Source organism: Tessaracoccus massiliensis, from assembly GCF_000826065.2.
In the GTDB taxonomy this organism is placed as follows: Bacteria; Actinomycetota; Actinomycetes; order Propionibacteriales; family Propionibacteriaceae; genus Arachnia; species Arachnia massiliensis_A.
In genome coordinates this window covers 86,904-109,957 of sequence record NZ_LN623543.1, presented here as the reverse complement: position 1 = coordinate 109,957, position 23,054 = coordinate 86,904, and the positions used below count along the sequence as shown (strand labels likewise).

The following is a 23,054-nucleotide window of genomic DNA, read 5'->3' as shown; positions in this document are numbered from 1 at the left end:
CCTATCGGGTCACCTGACGGTCATCCCGGCTGTGCACTGGCAGGCTCGTCTCAGGCCTGATCGACAGAGGCGGCCAACTGCCCGCAGGCGCCGTCGATCTCCTGCCCGCGGGTGTCGCGCAGCGTCACGGGCACGCCGCGCTTCTCGAGCGTGTCGATGAAGGCCCGCTCGTCCGCCTTCCGCGACGCCGTCCACTTCGAGCCAGGTGTGGGGTTCAGCGGGATGAGGTTGACGTGCACCCAGCCCCAGTCGCCGCGCTTCTTGAGCACCTTGGCGAGCAGTTCGGCGCGCTCAACCTGGTCGTTGATGTCTCGCATCATGGCGTACTCGATGGAGACGCGGCGCTTGGTGACCCTGGCGTACTCCCAGGCGGCGTCGACCACCTCGTCGACCTTCCACCGGGTGTTGATCGGCACGATCTCGTCGCGCAGTTCGTCGTCCGGCGCGTGCAGGGACACCGCCAGGGTCAGCGGCAACGCCTCCTCGGTGAGCTTCCTGATGGCGGGCACGAGGCCGACGGTGGACACGGTGATGCCACGTGCGCTCATGCCGAAGCCGTTGGGGCTGGGCGCCAGGAACGTGCGGATCGAACCCAGCACCGCGTTGTAGTTGGCCAGTGGCTCACCCATGCCCATGAACACGATGTTGTTGAGGCGGCCGCTGGCACCGGGGACGAGCCCGGCGGCGATCTGCTGATCGGCCGCCAGCACCTGGGCGGTGATCTCAGCCTGCGACAGGTTGCGCTTGAGGCCACCCTGCCCCGTCGCGCAGAACGGGCAGGCCATGCCGCAGCCGGCCTGCGAGGAGATGCACAGCGTGGTGCGGTTGGGGTAGCGCATCAGCACGGATTCCAGCAGCGAGCCGTCGTGCAGCCGCCACAGCGTCTTGACGGTGGCGCCGTCATCGGTGCTGCGGTGCGTCACCTGGTCGAGCAGCTTCGGGAACAGCTGCTCCCCCAACTCGCCGCGGATGGCTGCCGGAATGTCCGAGAACTGCGTCACATCGTCCTCGAGGCGGTCGAAAACGTGGCGGGAGATCTGGTCTGCCCGGAACTTCGGCAGCCCGAGCTTCTGCGTGGCCTCCACCCGTTCTTCGATGGTCAGGTCGAACCAATGCTTCGGGGGCTTCCCGCGGCGGGGGGCTTCGAAGACGAGCGGCAGGGTCTTGACAGTCATGGCGCTTTCAGGGGTAGGGACAGCGGCAGGGTCAGCCGCCGAGGGCGAGGTGCAGCACGAGCCAGCCGACGGGGACGGCCACGAGCATGGAGTCGAGGCGGTCCATCACACCGCCGTGGCCGGGCAGGAAGTTGGACATGTCCTTGATGCCTGCGTCCCGCTTGATGAGCGACTCCACCAGGTCTCCAGTGGTGCCGGCAAGACTGCACAGCACGCCGAGGATGGCGCCCACCCACCAGGGGCCGCCCAACAGGTAGACACTCAGGACGGTGCCGACGATGGCTGACAGGGCGACGCCTCCGCCGGTGCCCTCCCAGGTCTTGCTGGGGCTGATGGCCGGGGCCATCTTGTGGCGGCCGAACAGCACGCCGGTGGCATAGGCGCCGGTGTCTGAGGCGGCGACGACCACGATGATGGCCAGCATCCGCAGGTTCCCGTCGCTGGCACCCATCAGCAGGGGCACGAAGACGCCCAGCAGCGGGATGTAGGCGATCAGCAGTGCGCTGGCCGAGATGTCGCGGATGAACCCCTCGGCGCCGCCGAAGAGGCGGCCCACCAGGGAGGCGATCAGCATGCCGCACAGACAGATCACCACGAAGGTGGTGTCCTCGATGCCCACGTCCTGCACCGAGACGAAGTACCCGCCCAGGACGGAGACGACGGTGCCCACCGCGATCGGAGCCCACACCGCCTGCATGGCCTTACGCAGCAACGCACGGTGCACCTCGATGACCGCCGCTCCGAGTGCGACAGCCGCGAAGACGATGAACAGCCACGGCAACCAGATCAGGCCGACGCCGACCACCGCGATGAGAGACAGACCGACGCCGACGGCGGCCGGAAGGTTCCGGCCCGCCCTCGACGTCTTCTGCTGTGCGGCCTCAGCTGTGCTCATCAGACTTCGAGGAGCTCAGCTTCCTTGTTCTTCAGGATCTCGTCGATGCTGTCGACGAACTTCTTCGTGGAGGCGTCCAGTGCCTTCTCGGCGCGGTTGAGGTCGTCCTCACCGATCTCGCTGTCCTTCTCGAGCTTCTTCAGCGAGTCGTTGGCGTGGCGGCGCAGGTTGCGCACCGCGACACGGGCCTCCTCGGCCTTCGACCTGGCCATCTTGATGTACTCCTTGCGGCGCTCCTCAGTGAGGTGCGGCATGACGACGCGCACGGCGTTGCCGTCATTGCTCGGGTTGACGCCCAGATCCGCGTCGCGGATGGCCTTCTCGATGGCGCCCAGGGCGCTGCGGTCGAACGGCGAGATGAGCATGGAGCGCGGGTCGGGCGAGGTGAACGTGGCCAGTTGCTGCAGCGGCGTCGGGGCACCGTAGTAGTCGGCCAGCAGTTTGTTGAACATGGCGGGGTGCGCGCGGCCGGTGCGGATGGTGGACATGTCCTCACGGGCGAAGTCCACCGCCTGCTGCATCTTGGTTGCGGCCTCTTGCTGGATCTCAGCGATCATGGACGTGCTCCTTTGCTCTGGATTTCTAGTAACTGTCGGGTCAGCGGGACACCAGGGTGCCGATGTGCTCGCCTGCCACTGCCCGCGCGATGTTGCCCTTCTTGGACAGGTTGAAGAAGACCATGTCCAGACCGTTGTCGCGGGCCAGCGAGATGGCGGTCGCGTCGGCCACCTTCAGGTTCTTGGTGAGGAAGTCGTCGTAGGTGAGGTTGTCGAACTTCTTGGCCTCAGGGTTGGTCTTCGGGTCCGAATCGTAGACGCCGTCGACGCCCTGCTTGCCCATGAGCAGCACCTCGGCCCCGATCTCCAGCGCCCGCTGAGCGGCCACCGTGTCGGTTGAGAAATACGGCATGCCGGAGCCGGCACCGAAGATGACCAGGCGGCCCTTCTCCAGGTGACGCTCCGCGCGGCGCGGAATGTAGGGCTCTGCGACCTGCGCCATGTTGATGGCGGACTGCACGCGCGTCTCGATGCCGGCCTTCTCACAGAAGTCCTGCAGGGCGATGGAGTTCATCACTGTGCCCAGCATGCCCATGTAGTCCGCGCGGTCGCGGGCCATGCCGTTGGTGGACAACTCCGCGCCGCGGAAGTAGTTCCCTCCGCCGACCACGACGGCGACCTGCGTGCCGGACCGCACGACGTCGGCGATCTCACGGGCGATATCTGCCACCACCTCGACGTCGACGCCGAGTTTGCCTCCGCCGAACACCTCACCGGACAGCTTCAGCAATACTCGCGAATATCCCACTGTGAACTCCTGGGGCTGGGGCTGGACATGCAACGTGCGCCGCGACCATTGAGGTCGCGGCGCACGTAACTCTACTTCACTGAGGCAGTGCGTGTGGGTCAGGCACCCACGGCGAAGCGTGCGAAACGCACGATTTCGGTGTTGCCCTCCTGGAGCGCAGCGCCCACGGACTTCTTGTCCTCCCAGACGGCGGCCTGGTCGACGAGCACGACATCCTTGAAGAAGCCGTTGAGGCGACCCTCTACGATCTTCGGGAGCGCGCCCTCGGGCTTGCCCTCCTCCTTGGCCGTGGCCTCCGCGATGCGACGCTCGTTCTCGACGATCTCAGCAGGGACCTCGTCGCGGTTGGCGTAGGTCGGCGACATGGCCGCCACCTGCAGCGCGGCCTGGTGGGCGAGGGCCTTGTCGCCGGTGTACTCCACCAGGACGCCGACCTGCGGGGGCAGGTCCGCGGCGCGGCGGTGCAGGTACACGTGGCTCTCGCCGGGGAACTGCGCGACGTTGGCCACGGAGATGTTCTCGCCGATCTTGGCGCCGAGTTCCTTGACTGCGTCCTCCACCTTCTCGCCCGAAGCGAGCTCAGCGGCGTTGGCGGCGGCCACGTCGGTGGCGCCGCTCTTGATGACGGCGTCGAGGATCTGGTCGGCCAGTTCCACGAACTCGCTGTTCTTGGCGACGAAATCGGTCTCGGCGGCGAACTGGATCAGCGCGCCGTCGCGGCCTGCGACGATGCCGTTGGTGGCCTCGCGGTCCGCGCGCTTGGCCTGCTTGGCGAGGCCGTGGATGCGGAGGGCCTCGATGGCCTTGTCGAAGTCGCCGTCGGCCTCGGTGAGGGCCTTCTTGGCGTCCATCATGCCCGCGCCTGTGGCGTCGCGGAGCTTCTTCACGTCAGCGGCAGTGATTGCCATGAGTGGTTTCCCGTCTTCTCGTGTGGTGTGCTCAGTTGTCTTCGGTGGTCTTGGCCTCAGCGGCCTCGTCGGCGGCAGGCGCCTCTTCGGCGGCCGCCTCGGCCACGGGGGCCTCAGGCTGCTCGGCTACGGCGGCTTCAGCCTGGGCCACGTCGGCGTCGGCGGCGGCCTCAGCCTGCTCGACGTTGTCGGGGCGATCCACCTGCTCGGCGGGAGCCGCAGCGGTCTCCTCGGTGGCGGCAGCGGCCTGCTCGTCGGCACCCAGGAGCTCGCGCTCCCAATCGGGCATGGGCTCGCTCTGGGCCTGCTCACCCGAGCGGCCGGAGGAACGCTCGATGAGGCCGTCGGCCACTGCGTCGGCGATGATGCGGGTCAGCAGCGCGACGGAACGGATCGCGTCGTCGTTGCCGGGCACCGCGTAGTCGACCTCATCAGGGTCACAGTTGGTGTCGAGGATGCCGACGATCGGGATGTGCAGCTTGCGCGCCTCGTCGACGGCGAGGTGCTCCTTGTTGGTGTCGACGATCCACACGGCCTGGGGGGTGCGGCCCATGTCGCGGATGCCGCCGAGGGTCTTGTCGAGCTTGGTGCGCTCGCGGTCGAGCTGCAGCAGTTCCTTCTTGGTGAGGCCCGAGCCGACGGTGTCGGTCAGGTCCATGCCCTCGAGCTCCTTGAGGCGCGAGATGCGCTTGGAGACGGTGCCGAAGTTCGTGAGCATGCCGCCGAGCCAACGCTGGTTGACGTAGGGCATGCCGACGCGGGTGGCCTGCTCGGCGATGGCCTCCTGGGCCTGCTTCTTGGTGCCGACGAACAGCACCTGGCCGCCGCGCGCGACGGTGGACTTGATGAAGGCGTAAGCCTTGTCGATGTAGCTGAGCGACAGCTGCAGGTCGATGATGTAGATGCCGTTGCGCTCGGTGAAGATGAAGCGCTTCATCTTGGGGTTCCAACGACGGGTCTGGTGACCGAAGTGAACGCCGCTCTCGAGCAGCTGGCGGGTGGTGACGACTGCCATGGTCGTGCCTTTCTCAAAGTGGGCCCTGCCCACACGGTGGTTATGGTGACCTCGTCAGAGGCCTTTGCCTGATGCGCCCGGCAGCCGCACCCACGTCCGGAGACCTGGGACCACGCGGCGGCCGGCGGTTTCCCGCGCAGCGCATGCGATGTCAACACATTGGTTGCAGTGCACATGGTATCCACTGGCGCCCCGAACGGCCAAACAGCACTCCCCGCCACGCGACGGCGGGGTCCGGTTGTCCACAGGGCAGAAAACTCGTGGTGATCCCACCTGTCAACCGGCCACAGTGATGGTGTGAGAACTGTCGCCACGCTTCTGCTGTCCCTGTTCCTGATCGCCACCGCCACACCCATAGCCTTCGCCGAAGGCCTGGTCCTCGACGCGCCCCTGCCCGGCCGGATCCTGCATGGCTTCGACGACGTCGGCCGCTATGCAGCGGGGCACCGGGGCGTCGATGTGGCCGGGCGCGACGGAGAGCCCGTGTTGGCAGCGGCGGCTGGCACCGTGCACTTCGCGGGGTCCGTGGCGGGTCGGCAGACAGTGTAGATCGAGCACGGCAACGGGTGGCGCACCACCTACCTGCCGGTGCGCGCCACGGTGGCCGAGGGCGACGTGGTCGAGCAGGGCCAACGCATCGGCACGCTCCTCGCCGGGCACTGCGAAGCTGTCGCGTGCCTGCACTGGGGCCTGACCGACGGCGAGCGCTACGCGGATCCCACCGCCTACCTCGAGATCCCGACGGTGCGCCTCCTCCCCCGTGGATCCACGCCGGTCGCCCCGCCGGCGATCGCGGCGGCCCAGGTGACGGCATCCATCGGCGGACTCCCGCTCAACGGCCCGGTCACGTCCCGCTTCGGCATGCGTCGGCACCCCGTGACGGGCGTGTACAAACTGCACGACGGGGTGGACTTCGGCGCCGCCTGCGGCAGACCGATCCGCCTTCCGGCGGCGGGGGTGGTGACCAGCGCCGGATACCACGGGGGCTACGGGTACCGCGTGATCATCGACCACGGCGGAGGCCTGGTCACCGCCTACGCCCACCTCCCCCACGTCACGCTCAGTTCGGGAGACAGGTTGGAGGCCGGCCAGGTGGTGGGGATGGTGGGCAACACCGGACTGTCCACGGCCTGCCACCTGCACTGGATGGCCTGGCGGGACGGACGCCTCGTGGACCCCCTCACGCTCGTGCCATGAGCGGTTGGCACTAGGTTGGATCCCATGACTTCAACGCCTCTGTCCACCCCTGATTGGGTGCGCTTCTACCAGCCCGGGGTGCCCGCCCAGATCGAGCTGCCCACCGAGTCCCTCACCGACATGTGCGAGCGCTCGTGCCGCGAAGCGGGTGACAAGGTGGCCACCGAGTTCTTCGGCGGCACCATGACCTACACCCAGCTCGGCGAGCGCATCGAGCATGCCGCCGAGGGGCTGCGGAAGCTGGGCGTGGCCGCGGGAGACCGGGTGGCCATCCTGCTGCCCAACTGCCCGCAGCATCTGGTGGCGTTCTATGCCGTCCTGCGCCTCGGTGCGGTGGTGTGCGAACACAACCCGCTGTCCACCGAGCGCGAGTTGGAGGAGGTCTTCGTCGACCACGGAGCGAAGGTGGCCATCGCCATGGACCGCGTGGTGCCGAAGCTGCGCACAGTCTCCACCAAGCCCACCGTCGTGGCGGTGAACATGCTGGAGGAGTTTCCCACGGTCAAGCGGCTGCTGCTGGGCCTCCCTGTACCTGCCCTGAAGGAGAAGCGCGCCGCGCTCACCAGCGGCGACAAGGGCGACCTCACCTGGAAGCAACTGCTCTCCGGCCCCAAGCTGGACCCGTCGCACCCGCGCCCCACCGTCGATGATCTGGGCGCCATCCAGTACACCTCCGGTACCACGGGGGTGCCCAAGGGCGTGATGCTCACGCATCTGAACATGTACGCCAACGCGCTGATGGGCGTGGCGTGGATGCACGGCGCGCAGACCGGGCGCGAGGTCAGCTACGCCATGCTGCCGATGTTCCACGCCTTCGGCATGGTGCTCTACGTCACGTTCGGCGTCTACAAGCAGGCCCGGCAGGTGTTGTTCCCCCGCCCGGATGTGGACATGGCGCTGGCGGAGATGAAGAAGAATCCGCCGTCGATCTACTGCGCGGTGCCGCCCATCTATGAGAAGACCGCGTGCGGCGCCAAGGAGAAGGGCATCGATCTGTCCGGCGTGAAGTGGGCCATCTCCGGCGCCATGACGCTACCCGACGACGTGGTGGAACTGTGGGAGTCCGTCTCCGGCGGCCTGCTCGTGGAGGGCTACGGCCTGACGGAATGCGCACCCATCGCCATGGGCAACCCGTTCAACGAGACCCGCAAGACGGGCACCATCGGCATCCCGTTCCCCTCCACCCTGCGCCGCGTGGTGGATGAGGACGGCAACGACGTCGGCCCCGGCGAGTCAGGCGAACTCTGGGTCAAGGGCCCCCAGGTGTTCCAGGGGTATTGGAACAAGCCGGCCGCCACCGCAGAGGCCAAGACGCCCGACGGCTGGCTGCGCACAGGCGACGTCGTCACCCTCGACGATGACGGCTTCGCCACCATCGTGGACCGGCTCAAGGAGATCATCATCACCGGCGGCTTCAACGTGGCCCCCAGCGAGGTGGAGCGCGTCCTGCGTCAGCATCCGTCCATCGAGGATGTCGCGGTGGTGGGCGTCCGCCAGGAACGCGGCGACGAGCAGGTGGTCGCCGCCGTGGTGGCGAGCGGTCCCGTCGACGAGGCCGAGATCAGGGCCTGGGCCAAGGAGCGCCTGTCTGCCTACAAGGTCCCCCGCCGCGTGGTGACGGTCGACGAGCTGCCCACCTCGATGATCGGCAAGGTGTTGCGCGGTCAGGTCCGCGACCAGATCGCCCCGCTGCTCTAGGCCCGGGGGTGCGCCTGCCGGAACGCTTCCCGCAGGCGCTCAGAGGTGACGTGGGTGTAGATCTGCGTGGTGGCCACCGACGCGTGGCCCAGCATCTCCTGGACACTACGCAGATCCGCACCGCCCTCCAGTAGGTGGGTTGCCATCGCGTGGCGCAGCCCGTGCGGGCCGATTTCGGCGCCCGGACCCGCCGCGGCGGTGGCCGCGTGCACCACCCTGCGCGCCACCCGCGGATCCAGCGCGCCGCCGCGTGCCCCCAGGAAAACGGTCTCGGGGCTCAACGGCGTGCTCACCTGGCCGCGCACCCCCAGCCACGCGTCGATCGCCCGGAGGGCGGGCAGTCCCAGCGGGACGGTGCGATGCTTGCCACCTTTGCCGAGCACGCTCACCGAGCGGCGGTCCCGGTCTATGTCCAGCAGGGTGAGCGAACACAACTCGGAGACGCGCAGGCCGCTGGAATAGAGCAACTCGATGAGGGCGAGGTCGCGCAGTGCGATGGGGTCGTCGGCCTCGGCCGCCCTGCCCTCGGCCGCAGCCAACGTCTCGGAGACGGCGCCGGCCGCCAGCACCTTGGGGAGGCGCCGCTGCCGCTTGGGGGCCTTCAGCCGCACCGCGGGATCCGTCTCCACCACGCCCTCGCGCGCCGCCCAGGCGAAGAACCCCCGCACGCAGGCGACCCGCCGCTGCACGGTGGAGGCGGCGGCGCCGTCGTCGCCCATGGCCCCCAGCCAGGACCGCAGCCGGGACACGGTGATCCTGCCCGGCTCCACATCCGCGAAGATGGCCAGCTCCCGCAGGTCCGTGGAATACGCGCGCACCGTGTGCGCGCTGAGGCCGCGCTCGGCGTCGAGGTGGGCGGCATAGTCCTCGATCAATGCCGCCCAGCCGGGGGGAAGTTCCATGCCGTCCATCTTCTCCCCCGGTACCGCGCCGCTGCAGCAGCAACACCCATTGCGGCATACTTGGGCGTCGTAACCGAGACGTGAAGGAGCACCATGGCTGAAGCCGATCTCACCCAGGGCGGCAAGGTTCTGCCCGTCACCCGTTGGGGTACCCCGGTGATGCACAAGCAGACAGAGCCCGTCACCGAGTTCGGCGAGGAGCTCCACGAGTTGATCCGGGACATGTGGGCCACGATGCGCGCCGCCGAGGGCGTGGGCCTGGCCGCCACCCAGGTGGGCGTCGGCAAGTCCGTATTCATCTACGAATGCCCCGACGGCGACGAGCGCATCCAGCGCGGCGTGGTGTGCAACCCGGTGGTGACGCTGCCGGAGGGCAAGGCCCGCAACCTGGACGCCGCCGAGGAGGGGTGCCTCTCCTACCCTGGCGGCTACCAGAGCGTCGCCCGCCCTGACCTGGCGACCTGCACCGGCCAGGACGCCTACGGCAACGACATCACCGTGCACGGCACCGGCCTGCTGGCGCGCTGCCTGCAGCACGAGACCGACCACCTGGGTGGCACTGTCTTCGGTGACCGGCTCTCGGCGCGTTCCCGCCGCCAGCTCGACAAGAAGGTCGCGGAGCTCGCCTGGCGCTACCCCGACGACTGGCCGGTCTCCCCGAAGAACACCGCAGCCCCCACGCCGGACGCCACCGACGAGGCCTGACTCAGCGCGTCGCCTCGTCGATTCCCTCCGGCAGCTCGCCGGTCACCACCACGACGGTGTCGGCGGCCTTCCAGTCCACCTCTCCGAGCCGGGCCCGGAGCTCGTCGAACCTGACGGGCCCGGGGTGGCGGCCCTCCACCGGCACGACGAACACCTCGCTGTGGAACACGTGCCCCATGTCGCGCACCCGCACCGCGGCCTCGGCGACCCACTCCTCGTGCAACGCCGCGGCGCGTAGCTCCTCGATGACCGGATGGGGTTCCGACGAATCAATCGGCGTCGCCCGGGCATCCAGGAGCGCCCCGACGGCGGCTCGCAGGTTGGTGAACCCGTCCTTGACGATGCTTGCCGACACGCCGATGGCCGCGGCTGAATCAGCCCACCACAGCCCGAAGCCGATCCCCGCCACGCCCGCGACGGTGGCCAACGCGGTGGTCCAGTCCGCCTTGAGCATGTCCGCATCCGCCGAGAGAAGCTGATCGTGCAGCTCCTCGGCCAGCTTCATCTTCATCCGGCCGAGGATCACTCCCGGGATGACGGTCAGCGACATCACCACCATCATCGGCCAGCCCGCCCAGATCGTCTGCCCGAACAGGGACATCACACCTACCGGCGGGCGCTCGCCTCCGAGCAGCGCGCTGGCGCCGTTGTACAACAGCGACAGCCCGAAGGCCAGCAGCGCCACCGCGGCCGCCAGGTGCCCGGCGCTCATCGCGCGGTGGTGACCGTAGGGATGCTTCGGCGAGCGCCCCTTCCCCGCCCGCCACACGCCGAGCAGGAACGCGATGGGCGGCAGCAGCGCCAGCAGGTCCTCCACGAACGCGGTGCGCATGGCCTGCGACTGGCCCGCCACCAGGCCGACGGCGAGGATCACCACGCTCATCACCGCCAGCGAGATCCACTGCAGGCGCACCGCCCGGTCCAGCGCCGCCGATTTATCGGGCGGCAGCGACGAGTACCCGCGTCCGCTCACGGCTGCAGCCCCTCGTCGATCAGGTGCCGCTCCAGTGCCGAGAGCAGGGCGTTCTCGCCCAGCCGGGTGGCCAGCACCAGCTTGCGTTCCTTGCCGTCCGGCCCCACGGCGGCGCCGTACGGGCGGGTCAGCGCCGCGTGGGTCGACCATGGAGAATCCGAAGTGAGTCCGCCAGCGACCACGTCCAGTTCACCGATCTTGAGTTGCTCCATGAGTTCGCTCTCGGAGCCCTGGACCCATTGGATCTCGGCGCCGATCGACTCGGCGAACGACATGACGATTTCCGCCTCGGGGCCGCTGACTTCTCCCCCGTCACTGACGTCGATGTGCGGCCGGTGTGCGGACGCGCCGACGACGAGCTCACCGTCGGTGGCCCGCAGCAGGGTGCCCTCGGTGTCGCGTGGGTACTGGGGCTCGGTGCATGCCACGAGCAGCGGCAGCACCAGCAACAGGGCGGCGAGATGTCTCTTCACCCAGTGCATCCTGCCACTCTTCAGTCCTGGGGCCATCACCCCCTGGTGCATCATTCACGCCACGTTGACCCGGTGTTGCCCGTAGGTTCACCTGCACGCCCTAGGTTCGCCACAACGTTATGCATCAGCATCGAAAGGGATGACGAGATGAAGAAGACCCTGGCTGCCCTGGCAGCCGCCGCACTCCTGGCCGCCGGCAGCGCCGTGCCTGCGCAGGCCGACGCCCGGGCGCCGGAGCCCGGCTTCCGCGTGCTGCCCTACCTGCAGGCGCCCGCTGCCACGTCGATGACCTTCAACTGGATCAGCGAGCTCAACACGCCGGGCGCCCTGACCATCGACGGCGCCACCTACACCAGCAGCCCCGAATACCTGCCGCTGATGGAGTACAGCCAACTCGAGCTCGACCAGGAGATCACCGGGCTGGAGAAGGGCTCGTGGCTGAAGTCGAACAGCAACTACAAGCACTCCGTCACGGTGGAGGGCCTGCAGCCCGGTACGGAGTACAGCTACACCGTCGAGCAGGACGGGCAGAGCCACACGCAGGCCTTCCGCACCGCGCCCACCAGCACCGACTGGGACTCCATCACCATCGCGGCCTTCTCCGACACCGAGACAGAGCCGTACGGCCGCATTGAGCACCGCGAGTGGGAACAGAGCTTCACCAACCGCTATACCGAAGGCTCCGAGGAGCGCCCCGGCGCAGGCTCGCTGTGGGCTGAGAAGTTCGGTTCCACCACTCGCTACGGCGAGTTCACGCTGCGCTACCCGATGAACCAGGACCAGGCCATGCGCTACAACATGGCCGAGATCGAGAAGTACGACCCGGACCTGTTCATCATCGCCGGCGACCTCACGCAGGGCTCCGGCTACCAGCCCGCCTGGGACGAGTTCTTCGGCTACGTCGCCGGCGAGCACGGCACCATCGCCGGGCGCACCCCCATCCTCGCCTCACTGGGCAACAGGGAGACCTACGCCGCGCTCAACGGCGGCTACGGCACCGATGAGGACCGCACCCCGGCGGTCATCTCGCGCAACCGTTTCCTGCAGTACTTCGACCAGCCCGGCAACCCGGAGGAACCTTCCGCCAAGGGGGCCTACTACCGCACGGATCACGGGCCGCTGACCGTCATCACCCTGGATTCCACCAACGGGCGCCCCGATGAGAACACCAGGACCGGCACGCTGTCCGGCCTCCCGTTCAACGGCGACGACACCGGGCTGAACGACGAGACCATGTCCACCGACACGCAGGGCGAGTTCACCTACGACTCCTACGTCGAGGGCTACCTCAAGCAGTTCCCCGGCTCCACCGAGGCCGACGTGGACCTGCCCAACTTCGACCCCGCGTCGAAGCAGTGGGCCTGGGCCGAGGAGCAGCTGGCCGATGCCCGCGAGAAGGGCCAGATCATCATCGTGCAGTTCCACCACGCCGCCTACTCCATCGGCGTGCACGGCGTGCCCCCGAACTTCACCCCGGCCGACAACCAGTCCGGCACCGCGATGCGCGCCTACACCCCCATGTTCGAGGAGTACGGCGTTTCGATGGTGCTCTCGGGTCACGACGAGATGTTCGAGCGTTCCTGGGTGGATGAGGACGGTGACGGCGAGGGCTTCCACTCCTACGACATCGGCGTGGCGGCAGACGGTCTGCGCGGCGAGCTGATGAAGACCGACGAGGACGGCAACCTCGCGCCGGTGGCGTTCAACACGGCCACGGAGTGGAGCGCCATCCGCAACGCGCCTGAGACGTGGGAGCTCGACGCCAACGGCGTCCCGCAGCTGGTCGACGGTGGCCTGCACTACGGCCACCTGCTCGTCGAGATCGAGAACCTCGGAGACGGCAAGGCGCAGATCACCGGCACCCCCGTGTACCTGTTCCCCACCTTCGACTCCGAGTACAACCTGCAGGGCGTCGAGCGCCGCGTCTACGACGACGTGATCAGCTTCGAGGTGGACGTCCCCGTCGCCGATGAGCCCTCCCCCGAGCCGACGCAGGAGCCCACCCACGAACCTACGCAGGAGCCCACCGAGCCCACCGAGTTCCAGCGCACCGCGCCCTACACCCTGGCGGGCCTGCACAAGAACCTCAACGGCCGCGACTGGAACACCACCTGCGAGAAGTACTCGCAGACCGAGCGGTGCCGCACCGACATCTGGGCCACCGTGGTCAAGATCGTTGACGGCCGGTTCGTCCGCGAGACCGGCTGGGCGTTCAACAACCTCACCTACCTGCCGTACATGACCCGCGCAGCCTGGGGCCAGAATCCCCTCGCCATCACGGGCGAATGGAAGGCCGAGACCGACGGCCGCAACTGGCGCACCGAGTGCGACACCCCCGCCACCGGCGGCAACGGGTGCCGCACCTACGCGGAGGTGACCGTCTACCGGGCCAGCCCGAAGACGGCCGGCGGCTACGAGTTCTCGCAGCGCAACCAGTTCGTGTTCAACAACATCGTCATGTTCAAGCCGAACAAGTAGCTCAGCGCAGGCTATAGGCCAGGATCGCCGCCGCAGTCGCCACGTTCAACGAATCAACCCGGTCTGTCATCGGGATCGTGACGAGGTGGTCTGCGGCGGCGAGCCATGTCCGGCTCAGCCCATCGCCTTCCGTGCCCAGTAGCAGCGCCACCTTCTCCGGTGCCTGGAAGTCGGCCAGGTCGACCGCGTCGGGCGACAGCGTCGAGGCGACGACGGCGAAGCCCGCCTCCCGCAGCCGCTCGAGGTCGTGGTCGCCGGTCATCCGGCGCCAGGGCAGTTCGAGGGAGGCCCCCATGGAGGACTTGATGGCACGGCGGTACAGCGGATCTGCGCTCCCGGGCGAGACGAGCAGGCCGTCCCAGCCCAGCCCGGCCACGACCCGCACGATGGCGCCGATGTTGGCGTGGTCGACGATCTCCTCACAGACGATCAGCCGCCGCGCACCGAGGAGCGCGTCCCAGGGGGACTCGGCCGGACGGTCGAACGAGCCGAGGGCCCCGCGGTGCACGTGGAAGCCGCTGACCTCCTCGATCATCGTCTCGGTGCCCACGTAGACGGGCACCTCCGGGTGGCGCTCCAGCAGGGGGCGCAACCCGTCGAGCCACCGCGGCTGCAGCAGCAGCGACCGCGGGCGGCAACCGGCAGCGAAGGATCGCTCGATGATCTTGAGCCCCTCCGCGATGAACCGCTCCCCCGGGCGTCGCAGTTGGGAGTCGCGCAACCCGGTGAAGTCGCTGAGCCGCGGGTCTGCGGGGTCGGTCACGTCGATGAGCACTGGCTCAGGCTATAGCCTGCTCTCCATGGCACCGCACTTCGTCTCCCTCGACGACGCGCACACCGACCGGAGCATCTTGCTGAGCTCCCTGCAGCGCACGGACCTCGTCGATCTGGAGACCATCGACGGCGTGCTCGCCGACGGCTGGCGGCATGGCTGGCACGCGTTCGCCTGGCTCCCCTACAGCCTCGGCGAGGCCCACCACGGCATCCAGGGCAATGCGCGCGGCGCTCTCTACTGGTTCGCCACGCGCGAAGAGGGTGGGCTCAGACGGCAGCCCGGGGGCGCCGGCTGGCTCACCGACGCCGCGGCAGACCTGGACGAGGACCGGTTCGCCGCCCGCATCGCCGACGTGCAGGAGGCCATCGCCGCGGGCACCGTGTACCAGATCAACTTCACCCACCGCATCGTCGCGCGCTTCGCCGGGGCCCCGGCGGCGCTCTACCGCCGCCTCTTCGAACGCCAACCCGTCGCCTACGGGGTCCTCGCCCACCTCCCGGAGCCCGCAGCCCCCTGGACGCTGAGCCTCTCCCCCGAGTTGTTCCTCCGCGTCGACGCCGGCGTCGTGACCACGCAGCCCATGAAGGGCACCGCCCCCGCCGACACAGATCCGCGGGCGCTGAGCAGCGACCCCAAGAACCGCGCCGAGAACCTCATGATCGTCGACCTGCTCCGCAACGACCTGAGCAGGGTCGCCGTGCCGGGCACCGTCGACGTGCCCGCCCTGTTCGAGGTGGAGCGCGTCGGGCAGCTGTGGCAGATGACCAGCACCGTGCGCGCAGAACTGCTCCCCGGCACCACGCCCGGCCGGTTGCTGGGCGCGACCTTCCCGTGCGGCTCCATCACCGGAGCCCCGAAACTCGCCGCCATGGAACTCATCCGGGACCTTGAACAGGACCCACGCGGCCTCTACACGGGAAGCCTCGGCCTCATCGAACCCGACGGGGGCCCGCTCGGCTGGCGCGCCACGCTCAGCATCGCCATCCGCACCGTCGAGATCGACCCCGGGGCCCCGGGTCACAACGCGCGCCTCGGAATCGGTTCGGGCGTGGTTGCCGATTCCACCGCTGAGGATGAATGGGCCGAATGCCGCGCCAAGGCCGCGTTCGCCGGCGGCGTGGGCCCCACCGTCAACCTCATCGAGACCATGCGGGTCATCGACGGCGTGTCCCCGCTCGCCGCCCGCCATCAGGACAGGCTCAACCGGTCGGCCGCCGCGCTCGGCTTCGCCCCTGTCGACGGCGTGATCCGGTGGGCCGTGAATGACACGCCGCCCGGCGGCTGGCGTGTGCGGCTGCAGGTCCGGCCCGACGGCACCGTCGACGTGACCCGCTCACCCCTCGACGAGGTGGTCGCCCCCATCACGCTGCGCCTGGCGACCGAACCCTGGGAGGACAACGCCCTCGCCCGGCACAAGACCACCGCCCGCGCCCATCTCGACGAGGCCCAGCGGGCCGCGGCCGCGCGCGGCGCGTTCGACGCCGTCGGATACGATGCGCACGCCTGGGTGCTGGAGGGCGCACGCACCTCGCTGTTCGCCCGCATCGACGGCCGGTGGCTGACCCCGCCGCTGAGCCTCGGTATCCTCGACGGCGTGCAGCGGGCCGACGTGCTGGCCAGCCCGGCCCTGCTCGGCACCGATGACGTCACGGAGGAGGCGTTCACGGTGACAGACCTGCTGCGTGCAGATGCGATCGCCGTGACCAACGCCGTTCGAGGCGTGCTGACCGCCACATTGGAGGACACCCCATGAAGCTGAAGCTCGACCTCACGATCGTCGCGATCCTGGGCAGCCTCGCCCTGGGCCTGTTGCTCCCGTTGGACGGCCAGGCCGCCGAAATCCTGGACCTCGTCACGAAGGTGGCGATCTTCCTGCTGTTCTTCGGCTACGGCGCCCGGCTCTCCACCGAGGAGACAGTGGCCGGCATCAAGCACTGGCGGCTCCACCTACTGATCCTGGCCATCACCTTCGTGATGTACCCACTGCTCGCGGTGCCGCTGCTCGGCATCCCCGACGGCTGGATCTCCGAGCCCATCCTCACCGGGTTGATCTTCCTGTGCCTGGTGCCCTCGACGGTGCAGTCCTCGATCACGTTCACCTCGCTGGCCGGCGGCAACATCCCCGCCGCGATGGTCGCGGCCACCGCGTCGAACGTGCTGGGCGTGATCATCACCCCGCTGTTGACGATGCTGTTCATCCAGGGCTCCAGCGGCGGCTCCATCGGCCTCCAGCAGATCTACAACGTCATGCTGCAGCTACTGTTGCCGTTCATCCTGGGCCAGCTGTCGCGCTTCTTCACCGCCGGCTTCATGGCCCGCAACAAGAAGCGGCTGAAGTACCTCGACCAGGGCGTGATCGTGCTGATCGTCTACGGCGCGTTCTCAGACCTGCGCACCTCCGGCGTGTGGCGCACGCTGCAGTGGGCCGACGTCGCGTGGGTGGTGCCCATCACCATGGGGCTGCTCGCCTTCACGTTCTGGTTCACGTGGCAGCTGGGCCGGTGGCTGGGATTCACCCGGCCCGATCAGATCGCCATCATGTTCTGCGGCACCAAGAAGTCGCTGGCCACCGGCGTGCCCATGGCCATGGTGCTGTTCCCCACCGCCACCGTCGGCGTGGTGGTCATCCCGCTGATGCTCTACCACCAGGTCCAGCTCCTGGTCAGTTCCATGCTGGCCAACAAGCTGGGCGAACACCACGAGGAGAGCCATGCGTGACCTGTCGGACCTCCGCGACGACGAGGTCTTCGTCGAAGAGACGCTCACCGGGGCGCTGGGCACCACCGCGTTGAAGGCCATGGAGTTCGACGGCTGCACGTTCAGCGGCGCCCAGATGCGCGACGGCCGGCTGTTCGGCGCCAGCTTCACCGAGTGCCGCTTCGTCGACTCTGACCTCTCGATGGTGGATCTCACCAACACGTCGTTCGTCTCCTGCACGTTCGAGCGCAGCAAGCTCCTGGGCGTCGCCTGGGCCAAGCTGGGTCCCTCCGGCCTGGGCCAGCCGCACTTCACCGACTGCAAGCTGGATATGAGCAGCTTCCAGCGCGCCAAGGCCGAGCGCTGGGTGTTCGAGCGCTGCTCCCTGGTGGATGCGGATTTCAGCAACGCCAAGCTCACCCGCACCCGCTTCACCGATTGTGACCTCAGCGGCGCCAGGTTCGCCGACGCGGATCTGCGCGACGTGAACATGAAGGGCAGCCACGGCTACTGGGTCGACCTGCGCAGCTGCCAGGCCAAGGGCCTGCGGCTCAGCCCGGACGACGACGCGCTCGCCCTGCTGCGCCAGTTCGGCGTCGAGCTGACCTAGCCGCTGGTTGAGCCGTTACGCAGGGCGCCGACGTGGCGCATCACTGCTCGAAATCCGGGCGCTCGGCGGGCTGCTCCATCTGCTGCGGATCCCCCAGCGGCAGGCTCCCGGACGGTGGCTGGACGGGCGGGGCCTGCGTCGGCGACTGGCTCAGCGCGGGCACCGTGCCCTGGCGTTTGGCGATCTTGTTCTGCTCCAACGCCTGCGCATCGGCGATGGCCTTCTCCACCGTCTCGTCGGAGCGCTGCTTGTCCTTGACGGCCTGTTCCTCGATCTCGGCGTGCACGTCGACCTTCTTGGGCCGCTGGAACTCGCCGGCCGCCTTGGAGACGTACTCGCGCACGTCCTGCGCCTGTCCCGCGGCGATCTGGCCGAGACCCTTGAGCGCGTCGTTGAGTTCGCTGGGCACGATCCACATCTTGTTCGCGTCGCCGTTGGCCAGTTCGGGCAGCATCTGCATGTACTGGTAGGCCAGCAGCGCCTGGTCCGGCTTGCCGGCGTGGATGGCCTCGAAGACGCTGGTGATGGCCTGCGCCTCGCCCTCGGCCCGGAGCATGGCGGCCTGGCGTTCGGCCTGGGCACGCAGCACCTGCGCCTCGCGCTCACCCTGGGCACGGAGGATCGACGCCTCGCGGTCGCCGCCGGCCGACAGGATCTGCGACTGGCGCTGGCCCTCGGCCAGCAGGATCTGGGCCCGCTTGTCGCGCTCCGCTCGGGCGCCCTTCTCCATGGCGTCGCGGATGGTCGCCGGTGGCTCGATGGCGCGCAGCTCTACGCGGTTGACCTTGATGCCCCACTTGCCGGTGGCCTCGTCCAGCACAGTGCGCAGCCGTTGGTTGATCTCCTCACGCGAGGTCAGCGCGGCCTCCAGATCCATGCCGCCGATGATGTTGCGCAGCGTGGTCATGGTGAGCTGCTCGATGGCGGAGCGGTAGTCCTGCGCCTCGTAGGCGGCGCGCTTCGGGTCGACGATCTGGAAGTAGATGACCGAGTCGATGGAGACCATCAGGTTGTCCTCGGTGATGACGCCCTGCGGCGGGAAGGGCACCACCTGCTCGCGCATGTCGAGCGTGTAGCGGATCTGGTCGAAGAACGGCACCACCAGGTGCGGGCCGGGCTCCAGCGCCTTGCGGAACTTGCCGAGCCTCTCCACGAGCGCCACCTGCTGCTGGCGGATGATCTTGAGCGTGGCGGCCAGGAGCAGGACGACGACCACCACGGCCGCGATGAGGATGAACAGTGTGGCGTCAGGCATGGTGCTTCCTTAGCGTTGCTTCTGCTGGGTCAGTGGACGGTTGGAGGGGTAGACGCTGAGGGTCACGCCGTCGATGGCGAACACCTCGATCTCGTCTCCCGCCTCGATGGGGATGCTCGGGTCGAAGGCGCGGGCCTCCCACACCTGGCCGTCCACCTTGACCTCGCCGGAGCTGCCGGTGACGGCCGCGGTGGCATGCCCCCGGGAGCCGACGATGTTGTCGAGGCTGGAGCGGTAGCCCTTGGAGGAGCGCACCTTGGCCAGCAGCGTGGGGCGCAGCAGGAACAGGGTGGCGACGGCCGTGGCCAGCGCGACGACTACCTGCAGCCAGATCAGGCCGGGCGCGACGAGGGCCACGACGCCGCCGGCGAGCGCACCGGAGGCGAGCATCAGCAGCGTGAGGTCCAGGGTGAGCAGTTCGGCGGCGGCCAGCGCCATCGCGAGCACACCCCACCCGGCCCACAGGTTGTCGCGGACCCAGTCCGTGAAGTCACCCACGACGGCTCCTGGCGCTCCACCGCTCGTCGTGGCGCGTCACGTCCAGCGGCATATCGAAGGTGGCGCTGAGGTGCTCGCTGGTGAGGGTCTGCTCCACCGGGCCGGAAGCCACCACCTTGCCGTCGTTGAGCAGCAGCGCGTGCGTGATCCCCTGCGGGATCTCCTCCAACTGGTGCGTGACCAGCACGGTGGCCGGCGAGTCATCATCCAGGCAGATCTCGGAGAGGGTGTCGACGAGCGCCTCGCGCCCCGCGATGTCGAGGCCGCTGGCGGGCTCGTCGAGCAGCAGCAGTTCGGGATCCGTCATGAGGGCACGCGCGATCTGGACGCGCTTGCGCTCGCCCTCGCTGAGCGTGCCGAACGTGCGCTGGCTCAGATGCGCCACCCGCAGCGACGCGAGGAGGTCCTCGGCGCGCTGCTCGTCGTAGGTGTCGTACTCCTCCCGCCAGCGGCCGATCACGCCGTAGGCGGCGGAGAGCACCACGTCGCGCACCTTCTCCCGCCCGGGGATGCGGTCCGCCAGTGCCAGGGAGGTGAATCCGATGCGGGGGCGCAACTCGAACACGTCGACCGCGCCGATCACCTCGCCTAGGAGGCCGACGACGCCGTCGCTGGGATACATCTGCGCCGACAACACCTGCAGCAGCGTGGTCTTCCCGGCCCCGTTGGGCCCGACGACCACCCAGCGCTCGTCCTCATGGACGATCAGCGAGATCCGGTCCAGCAGCACATTGGTGCCCCGCTTGATCGTCACGCCTGCCAGTTCCGCCACCGTCGCCATGGCGTCAACCCTACCCAGCGTCAGGCACCGGTGGAGTGCAACCCGCCGTCGACGTGGACCATCTCACCCGTGGTGGCGGGGAACCAGTCGCTGAGCAGCGCCACAACGGCCTTCGCCGACGGCACGGCGTCGCCCGCATCCCACGACAGCGGCGCGCGCTCCGCCCAGATGTTGTTGAACGACGAGGCCCCAGGGATGGCCTTCTTCGCCACGGTGTCGACGGGGCCGGCGGCCACCATGTTCACGCGGATGCCGTCCGGGCCCAGGTAGCGGGCGAGGTAGCGCGACGTCGACTCGAGCGCGGCCTTCGCCACCCCCATCCAGTCGTAGGCCGGCCACGAGTAGCGCGCGTCGAACGTGAGGCCGACGACGCCGGCGCCGCGGTTGAGCATCGGCTTTGCCGCCATCGTCAACGACTGCAGCGAGTAGGCCGAGATCTGCAGCGCGTTGGCCACCGTGTCCCAGTCGGTGTTCAGGAACTGGCCGCCCAGCGCCTTCTCCGGGTCCGCGTAGGCGATGGAATGCACGATCCCGTCGAGCCCGCCGTCGAAGTGCTCCCCCAGCATGGCCGGCAGCGCGTCGAGGTGCTCCTGATCGGTGATGTCGAGCTCGATCAGCGGCGGGACCCTGTCCAGCTTCGCGACGGCGCGCTCGGCGGGGCGGACGGCGCGGCCCGCGGCAGAGACCACCACGTTGGCGCCCTCCCGCTGGGCGATGTCGACCACCGCGTAGGCGATGGAGGTGCGCATGGTCACGCCGGTGACCAGGATGTTCTTGCCTTCGAGAATGCCCATGGATTCAGTCCTAACTCAGTGGCCCATGCCGAGGCCGCCGTCAACGGGCAGCACGGCACCGGAGATGTAGCCCGCCTGATCGGAGGCGAGGAACAACGCGGCCTGCGCCACGTCGTCGACGCTACCGAGCCGGCCGGCGGGGATGCGCTTGTTGTAATCGGCGATCACGTCCTCGCTGAGCACCGCGGTCATGTCGGTGTCGATGAAGCCGGGCGCGATCACGTTGGCGGTGACGTTGCGGGTGCCGAGTTCGCGGGTGAGGCTGCGGGCCATGCCGACGAGCGCGGCCTTGGAGGAGGCGTAGTTGAGCTGGCCGGGCGAACCCAGGAGCGCCACCACGGAAGACACGAGGATCACGCGGCCGAAGCGCGCGCGGGTCATCTTCTTGGACGCGCGGCGCACGACGCGGAAGGTCCCGGTGAGGTTCGTGTCGATGACGGAATTCCAGTCGTCGTCGCTCATCCGCATCAGCAGTGTGTCCCTGGTCACGCCGGCGTTGGCGACCACGATCTCGACGGGGCCGAGTTCGGCTTCGATCTGGTCGAAGGCCTGATCCACCTGGCCCTGATCCGTGATGTCGCACGTCACGCCGAACACCCCCTCCGGCACCCCGCCGGAGCGGTACGTCGCAGCGACGCGGTAACCGGCGTCACGGAAGGCCTCGGCCATCGCCCGGCCGATGCCCTTCGACCCGCCGGTGATCAGTACAACTCGTCCCTGTTCTTCAACCACGGGAGCAACCTACCTCACCCTCCGGCCACGGGACTATGCTCGGCCCATGGCCAAGACGAAGGACGCATTGGTGATCACCAACGCGGCCCGCAGCCGCAGTCTCGATCTGGAGGAGCGGCAGAAGCGCTACATCCTCACCATGGGCGTACGCACCGCGCTGTTCGTCGCGTTCCTGATCGTGCCGGGATGGTGGAAGGCGGTCACCCTGCTGCTGGCCTGTATCCTCGCGCTCGTGGCCGTCACGCTGGCCACCAACATGGACCACCGCCCGCCACCCACCGCCACCACCGATGCGGAACCCACCGACGCCATGGCGCTGACCACCGGGGAGGTCCTCACCGGATCCCTCGAGGAGGACGAGACGTGACCCGCAAGCAGATCATCCGCTACGTCGCCATCGTGCTGCTGGGAGTGTTGCTCGCTGTCACGTTCGTGCTGTTGGGACGCTGGCAGCTGGATCGCCTGGAGCAGCGCCGCGAGCGCAACGCCACCGTCGTCGCGCACGAGTCCGAGGCGGTACGCCCCTATCAGGAGCTGATGAACGGCGAGATCGGGGACGAGGACCAGTGGTACCGCGTCTCAGCCACCGGCGAATACCTGCCTGACCAGTTCCAAGTACGCTACCGCTCCCTCGACGGCGCCTACGGCTCGGAGGTGCTCGCCGTGATGCGCACCGACCAGGGCGAGCACCTGCTGGTCAACCGCGGCTTCATCCCCAGGCAGGGCGCGGCCCCCACCTCCGAGTTGCCGCCCACCCCGTCGGGCACCGTGTCGATCACCGGCTTCGTGCAGCGCAACCAGCGCGGCGATGAGAACGCCATGACCCCGCACGAGGGGCAGTTGCGGCTCATCAACTCGGATGTCCTCAGCGGCGCGACGGGACTGGATCTGGTCAACGGCTACGTCTCCGTCCTCGAGTCCACCCCGGCCGACAGCGAGGAGTTGACCTCGCTCGGCCGCCCCCCGCTGGATGAGGGCAACCACTTCTCCTACGCCCTGCAGTGGTTCGCCTTCACGATCATCGGCGTCGTCGGCTTGGGCGTGCTGATCCGCGGGGACATCCGCGACCGGAAGAAGGCCAAGAAGAAGAGCACGCTGGTTGAGCCGGCCGCCTCCCGGGGAACGAGGGAGCGCGGGCGTGTCGACACCCCTGAAGCGGACGCGACCACCCGAAGTTCCGACCAGTGA

25 protein-coding genes are annotated in these 23,054 nt (G+C 68.6%); 10 read left to right on the top strand and 15 right to left on the bottom strand.

Translation table 11 applies throughout. From position 1 onward, the window contains the following. Positions 1–50 precede the first annotated feature (50 nt). The 6 genes from rlmN to rpsB form a co-directional block, all read right to left on the bottom strand. A complete protein-coding gene (rlmN, locus tag BN1186_RS10995) occupies positions 51–1,175 on the bottom strand; it encodes a dual-specificity RNA methyltransferase RlmN (protein ID WP_040284142.1) in 1,125 nt (374 codons plus the stop codon). A 31-nt stretch (positions 1,176–1,206) separates the two neighbouring features. Then, positions 1,207–2,070 carry a phosphatidate cytidylyltransferase gene (locus tag BN1186_RS10990; protein WP_040284141.1) on the bottom strand — a complete coding sequence of 288 codons (864 nt, stop codon included), beginning with the start codon at positions 2,068–2,070 and terminating at the stop codon, positions 1,207–1,209. Next, the gene (frr, locus tag BN1186_RS10985; RefSeq protein ID WP_040284140.1) at positions 2,070–2,627 is read right to left on the bottom strand and encodes a ribosome recycling factor; all 558 of its coding nucleotides are present in this window, start codon (positions 2,625–2,627) and stop codon (positions 2,070–2,072) included. Before frr ends, BN1186_RS10990 begins: the two co-directional genes overlap by 1 nt. Before the next feature lie 40 nt (positions 2,628–2,667). Continuing rightward, positions 2,668–3,375, bottom strand: coding sequence for a UMP kinase (pyrH, locus tag BN1186_RS10980; protein WP_040284139.1), 708 nt, complete (start codon positions 3,373–3,375; stop codon positions 2,668–2,670). A 98-nt stretch (positions 3,376–3,473) separates the two neighbouring features. Beyond that, positions 3,474–4,283, bottom strand: a complete 810-nt coding sequence (gene tsf, locus BN1186_RS10975) for a translation elongation factor Ts (RefSeq protein ID WP_040284138.1) — start codon at positions 4,281–4,283, stop codon at positions 3,474–3,476. Positions 4,284–4,314: 31 nt separating this feature from the next. Continuing rightward, positions 4,315–5,298: a 30S ribosomal protein S2 gene (gene rpsB, locus BN1186_RS10970; protein WP_040284137.1), complete on the bottom strand. Its 984-nt coding sequence runs from the start codon at positions 5,296–5,298 to the stop codon at positions 4,315–4,317. A gap of 297 nt (positions 5,299–5,595) precedes the next feature. On the opposite strand from rpsB, the gene BN1186_RS10965 reads away from it, so the two are divergent. From BN1186_RS10965 to BN1186_RS10955, 3 genes are read left to right on the top strand one after another with little or no spacing between them, the layout of a single operon-like run. Beyond that, positions 5,596–5,847: a M23 family metallopeptidase gene (locus tag BN1186_RS10965; RefSeq protein ID WP_052460079.1), complete on the top strand. Its 252-nt coding sequence runs from the start codon at positions 5,596–5,598 to the stop codon at positions 5,845–5,847. Further along, positions 5,848–6,495 carry a M23 family metallopeptidase gene (locus tag BN1186_RS10960; RefSeq protein WP_342777375.1) on the top strand — a complete coding sequence of 216 codons (648 nt, stop codon included), beginning with the start codon at positions 5,848–5,850 and terminating at the stop codon, positions 6,493–6,495. It begins immediately after the preceding gene. Positions 6,496–6,519: 24 nt separating this feature from the next. Beyond that, positions 6,520–8,193, top strand: coding sequence for an AMP-binding protein (locus BN1186_RS10955; protein ID WP_040284136.1), 1,674 nt, complete (start codon positions 6,520–6,522; stop codon positions 8,191–8,193). Here the strand turns inward: BN1186_RS10955 and BN1186_RS10950 are convergent. After that, a complete protein-coding gene (locus tag BN1186_RS10950) occupies positions 8,190–9,095 on the bottom strand; it encodes a tyrosine recombinase XerC (protein WP_040284135.1) in 906 nt (301 codons plus the stop codon). The genes BN1186_RS10955 and BN1186_RS10950 overlap by 4 nt on opposite strands. Positions 9,096–9,188: 93 nt before the next feature. On the opposite strand from BN1186_RS10950, the gene def reads away from it, so the two are divergent. After that, positions 9,189–9,800 carry a peptide deformylase gene (gene def, locus BN1186_RS10945; protein WP_040284134.1) on the top strand — a complete coding sequence of 204 codons (612 nt, stop codon included), beginning with the start codon at positions 9,189–9,191 and terminating at the stop codon, positions 9,798–9,800. A 1-nt stretch (position 9,801) separates the two neighbouring features. Here the strand turns inward: def and BN1186_RS10940 are convergent, their stop codons facing one another. Further along, positions 9,802–10,773, bottom strand: coding sequence for a cation diffusion facilitator family transporter (locus tag BN1186_RS10940; protein ID WP_040284133.1), 972 nt, complete (start codon positions 10,771–10,773; stop codon positions 9,802–9,804). After that, positions 10,770–11,246 (bottom strand): transporter substrate-binding domain-containing protein, encoded by a 477-nt coding sequence (locus BN1186_RS15810; RefSeq protein ID WP_218975468.1) that lies wholly within the window; start codon positions 11,244–11,246, stop codon positions 10,770–10,772. Before BN1186_RS15810 ends, BN1186_RS10940 begins: the two co-directional genes overlap by 4 nt. A 147-nt stretch (positions 11,247–11,393) precedes the next feature. Between BN1186_RS15810 and BN1186_RS10930 the strand changes: the two genes are divergently transcribed. Beyond that, entirely contained in the window at positions 11,394–13,724 is a 2,331-nt protein-coding gene (locus tag BN1186_RS10930) for a metallophosphoesterase (RefSeq protein ID WP_074437025.1), read from the top strand. Position 13,725: 1 nt separating this feature from the next. Here the strand turns inward: BN1186_RS10930 and BN1186_RS10925 are convergent, their stop codons facing one another. After that, positions 13,726–14,499, bottom strand: a complete 774-nt coding sequence (locus BN1186_RS10925) for a TrmH family RNA methyltransferase (protein ID WP_040284130.1) — start codon at positions 14,497–14,499, stop codon at positions 13,726–13,728. Between the two features lie 25 nt (positions 14,500–14,524). Between BN1186_RS10925 and BN1186_RS10920 the strand changes: the two genes are divergently transcribed. The 3 genes from BN1186_RS10920 to BN1186_RS10910 are packed head-to-tail and all read left to right on the top strand — an operon-like array spanning position 14,525 to position 17,806. Continuing rightward, a complete protein-coding gene (locus BN1186_RS10920; protein WP_052460075.1) occupies positions 14,525–16,252 on the top strand; it encodes a bifunctional chorismate-binding protein/class IV aminotransferase in 1,728 nt (575 codons plus the stop codon). Then, positions 16,249–17,217, top strand: coding sequence for a bile acid:sodium symporter family protein (locus BN1186_RS10915; RefSeq protein ID WP_040284128.1), 969 nt, complete (start codon positions 16,249–16,251; stop codon positions 17,215–17,217). The genes BN1186_RS10920 and BN1186_RS10915 overlap by 4 nt, the downstream gene beginning before the upstream one ends. Continuing rightward, complete coding sequence (locus BN1186_RS10910; RefSeq protein WP_052460074.1) at positions 17,210–17,806, top strand: pentapeptide repeat-containing protein; 597 nt, start codon at positions 17,210–17,212, stop codon at positions 17,804–17,806. Before BN1186_RS10915 ends, BN1186_RS10910 begins: the two co-directional genes overlap by 8 nt. A 40-nt stretch (positions 17,807–17,846) precedes the next feature. On the opposite strand, the gene BN1186_RS10905 is transcribed toward BN1186_RS10910, so the two are convergent. Genes BN1186_RS10905 through fabG form a run of 5 tightly spaced genes read right to left on the bottom strand, consistent with a single transcriptional unit; the run spans position 17,847 to position 21,866 of the window. Further along, complete coding sequence (locus tag BN1186_RS10905) at positions 17,847–19,061, bottom strand: SPFH domain-containing protein (RefSeq protein WP_052460073.1); 1,215 nt, start codon at positions 19,059–19,061, stop codon at positions 17,847–17,849. Positions 19,062–19,070: 9 nt separating this feature from the next. Then, the gene (locus tag BN1186_RS10900) at positions 19,071–19,559 is read right to left on the bottom strand and encodes an NfeD family protein (protein ID WP_425471494.1); all 489 of its coding nucleotides are present in this window, start codon (positions 19,557–19,559) and stop codon (positions 19,071–19,073) included. Continuing rightward, positions 19,552–20,340 (bottom strand): ABC transporter ATP-binding protein, encoded by a 789-nt coding sequence (locus tag BN1186_RS10895; RefSeq protein WP_040284127.1) that lies wholly within the window; start codon positions 20,338–20,340, stop codon positions 19,552–19,554. The genes BN1186_RS10900 and BN1186_RS10895 overlap by 8 nt, the downstream gene beginning before the upstream one ends. A 20-nt stretch (positions 20,341–20,360) precedes the next feature. Continuing rightward, complete coding sequence (gene fabI, locus BN1186_RS10890) at positions 20,361–21,134, bottom strand: enoyl-ACP reductase FabI (protein ID WP_040284126.1); 774 nt, start codon at positions 21,132–21,134, stop codon at positions 20,361–20,363. Between the two features lie 15 nt (positions 21,135–21,149). Next, positions 21,150–21,866 (bottom strand): 3-oxoacyl-ACP reductase FabG, encoded by a 717-nt coding sequence (fabG, locus tag BN1186_RS10885; protein WP_040284125.1) that lies wholly within the window; start codon positions 21,864–21,866, stop codon positions 21,150–21,152. A gap of 46 nt (positions 21,867–21,912) precedes the next feature. Between fabG and BN1186_RS10880 the strand changes: the two genes are divergently transcribed. Together BN1186_RS10880 and BN1186_RS10875 are read left to right on the top strand one after the other, a co-directional pair. Continuing rightward, entirely contained in the window at positions 21,913–22,233 is a 321-nt protein-coding gene (locus BN1186_RS10880) for a DUF3099 domain-containing protein (RefSeq protein ID WP_040284124.1), read from the top strand. Beyond that, the gene (locus BN1186_RS10875) at positions 22,230–23,054 is read left to right on the top strand and encodes an SURF1 family cytochrome oxidase biogenesis protein (RefSeq protein ID WP_052460072.1); all 825 of its coding nucleotides are present in this window, start codon (positions 22,230–22,232) and stop codon (positions 23,052–23,054) included. Before BN1186_RS10880 ends, BN1186_RS10875 begins: the two co-directional genes overlap by 4 nt.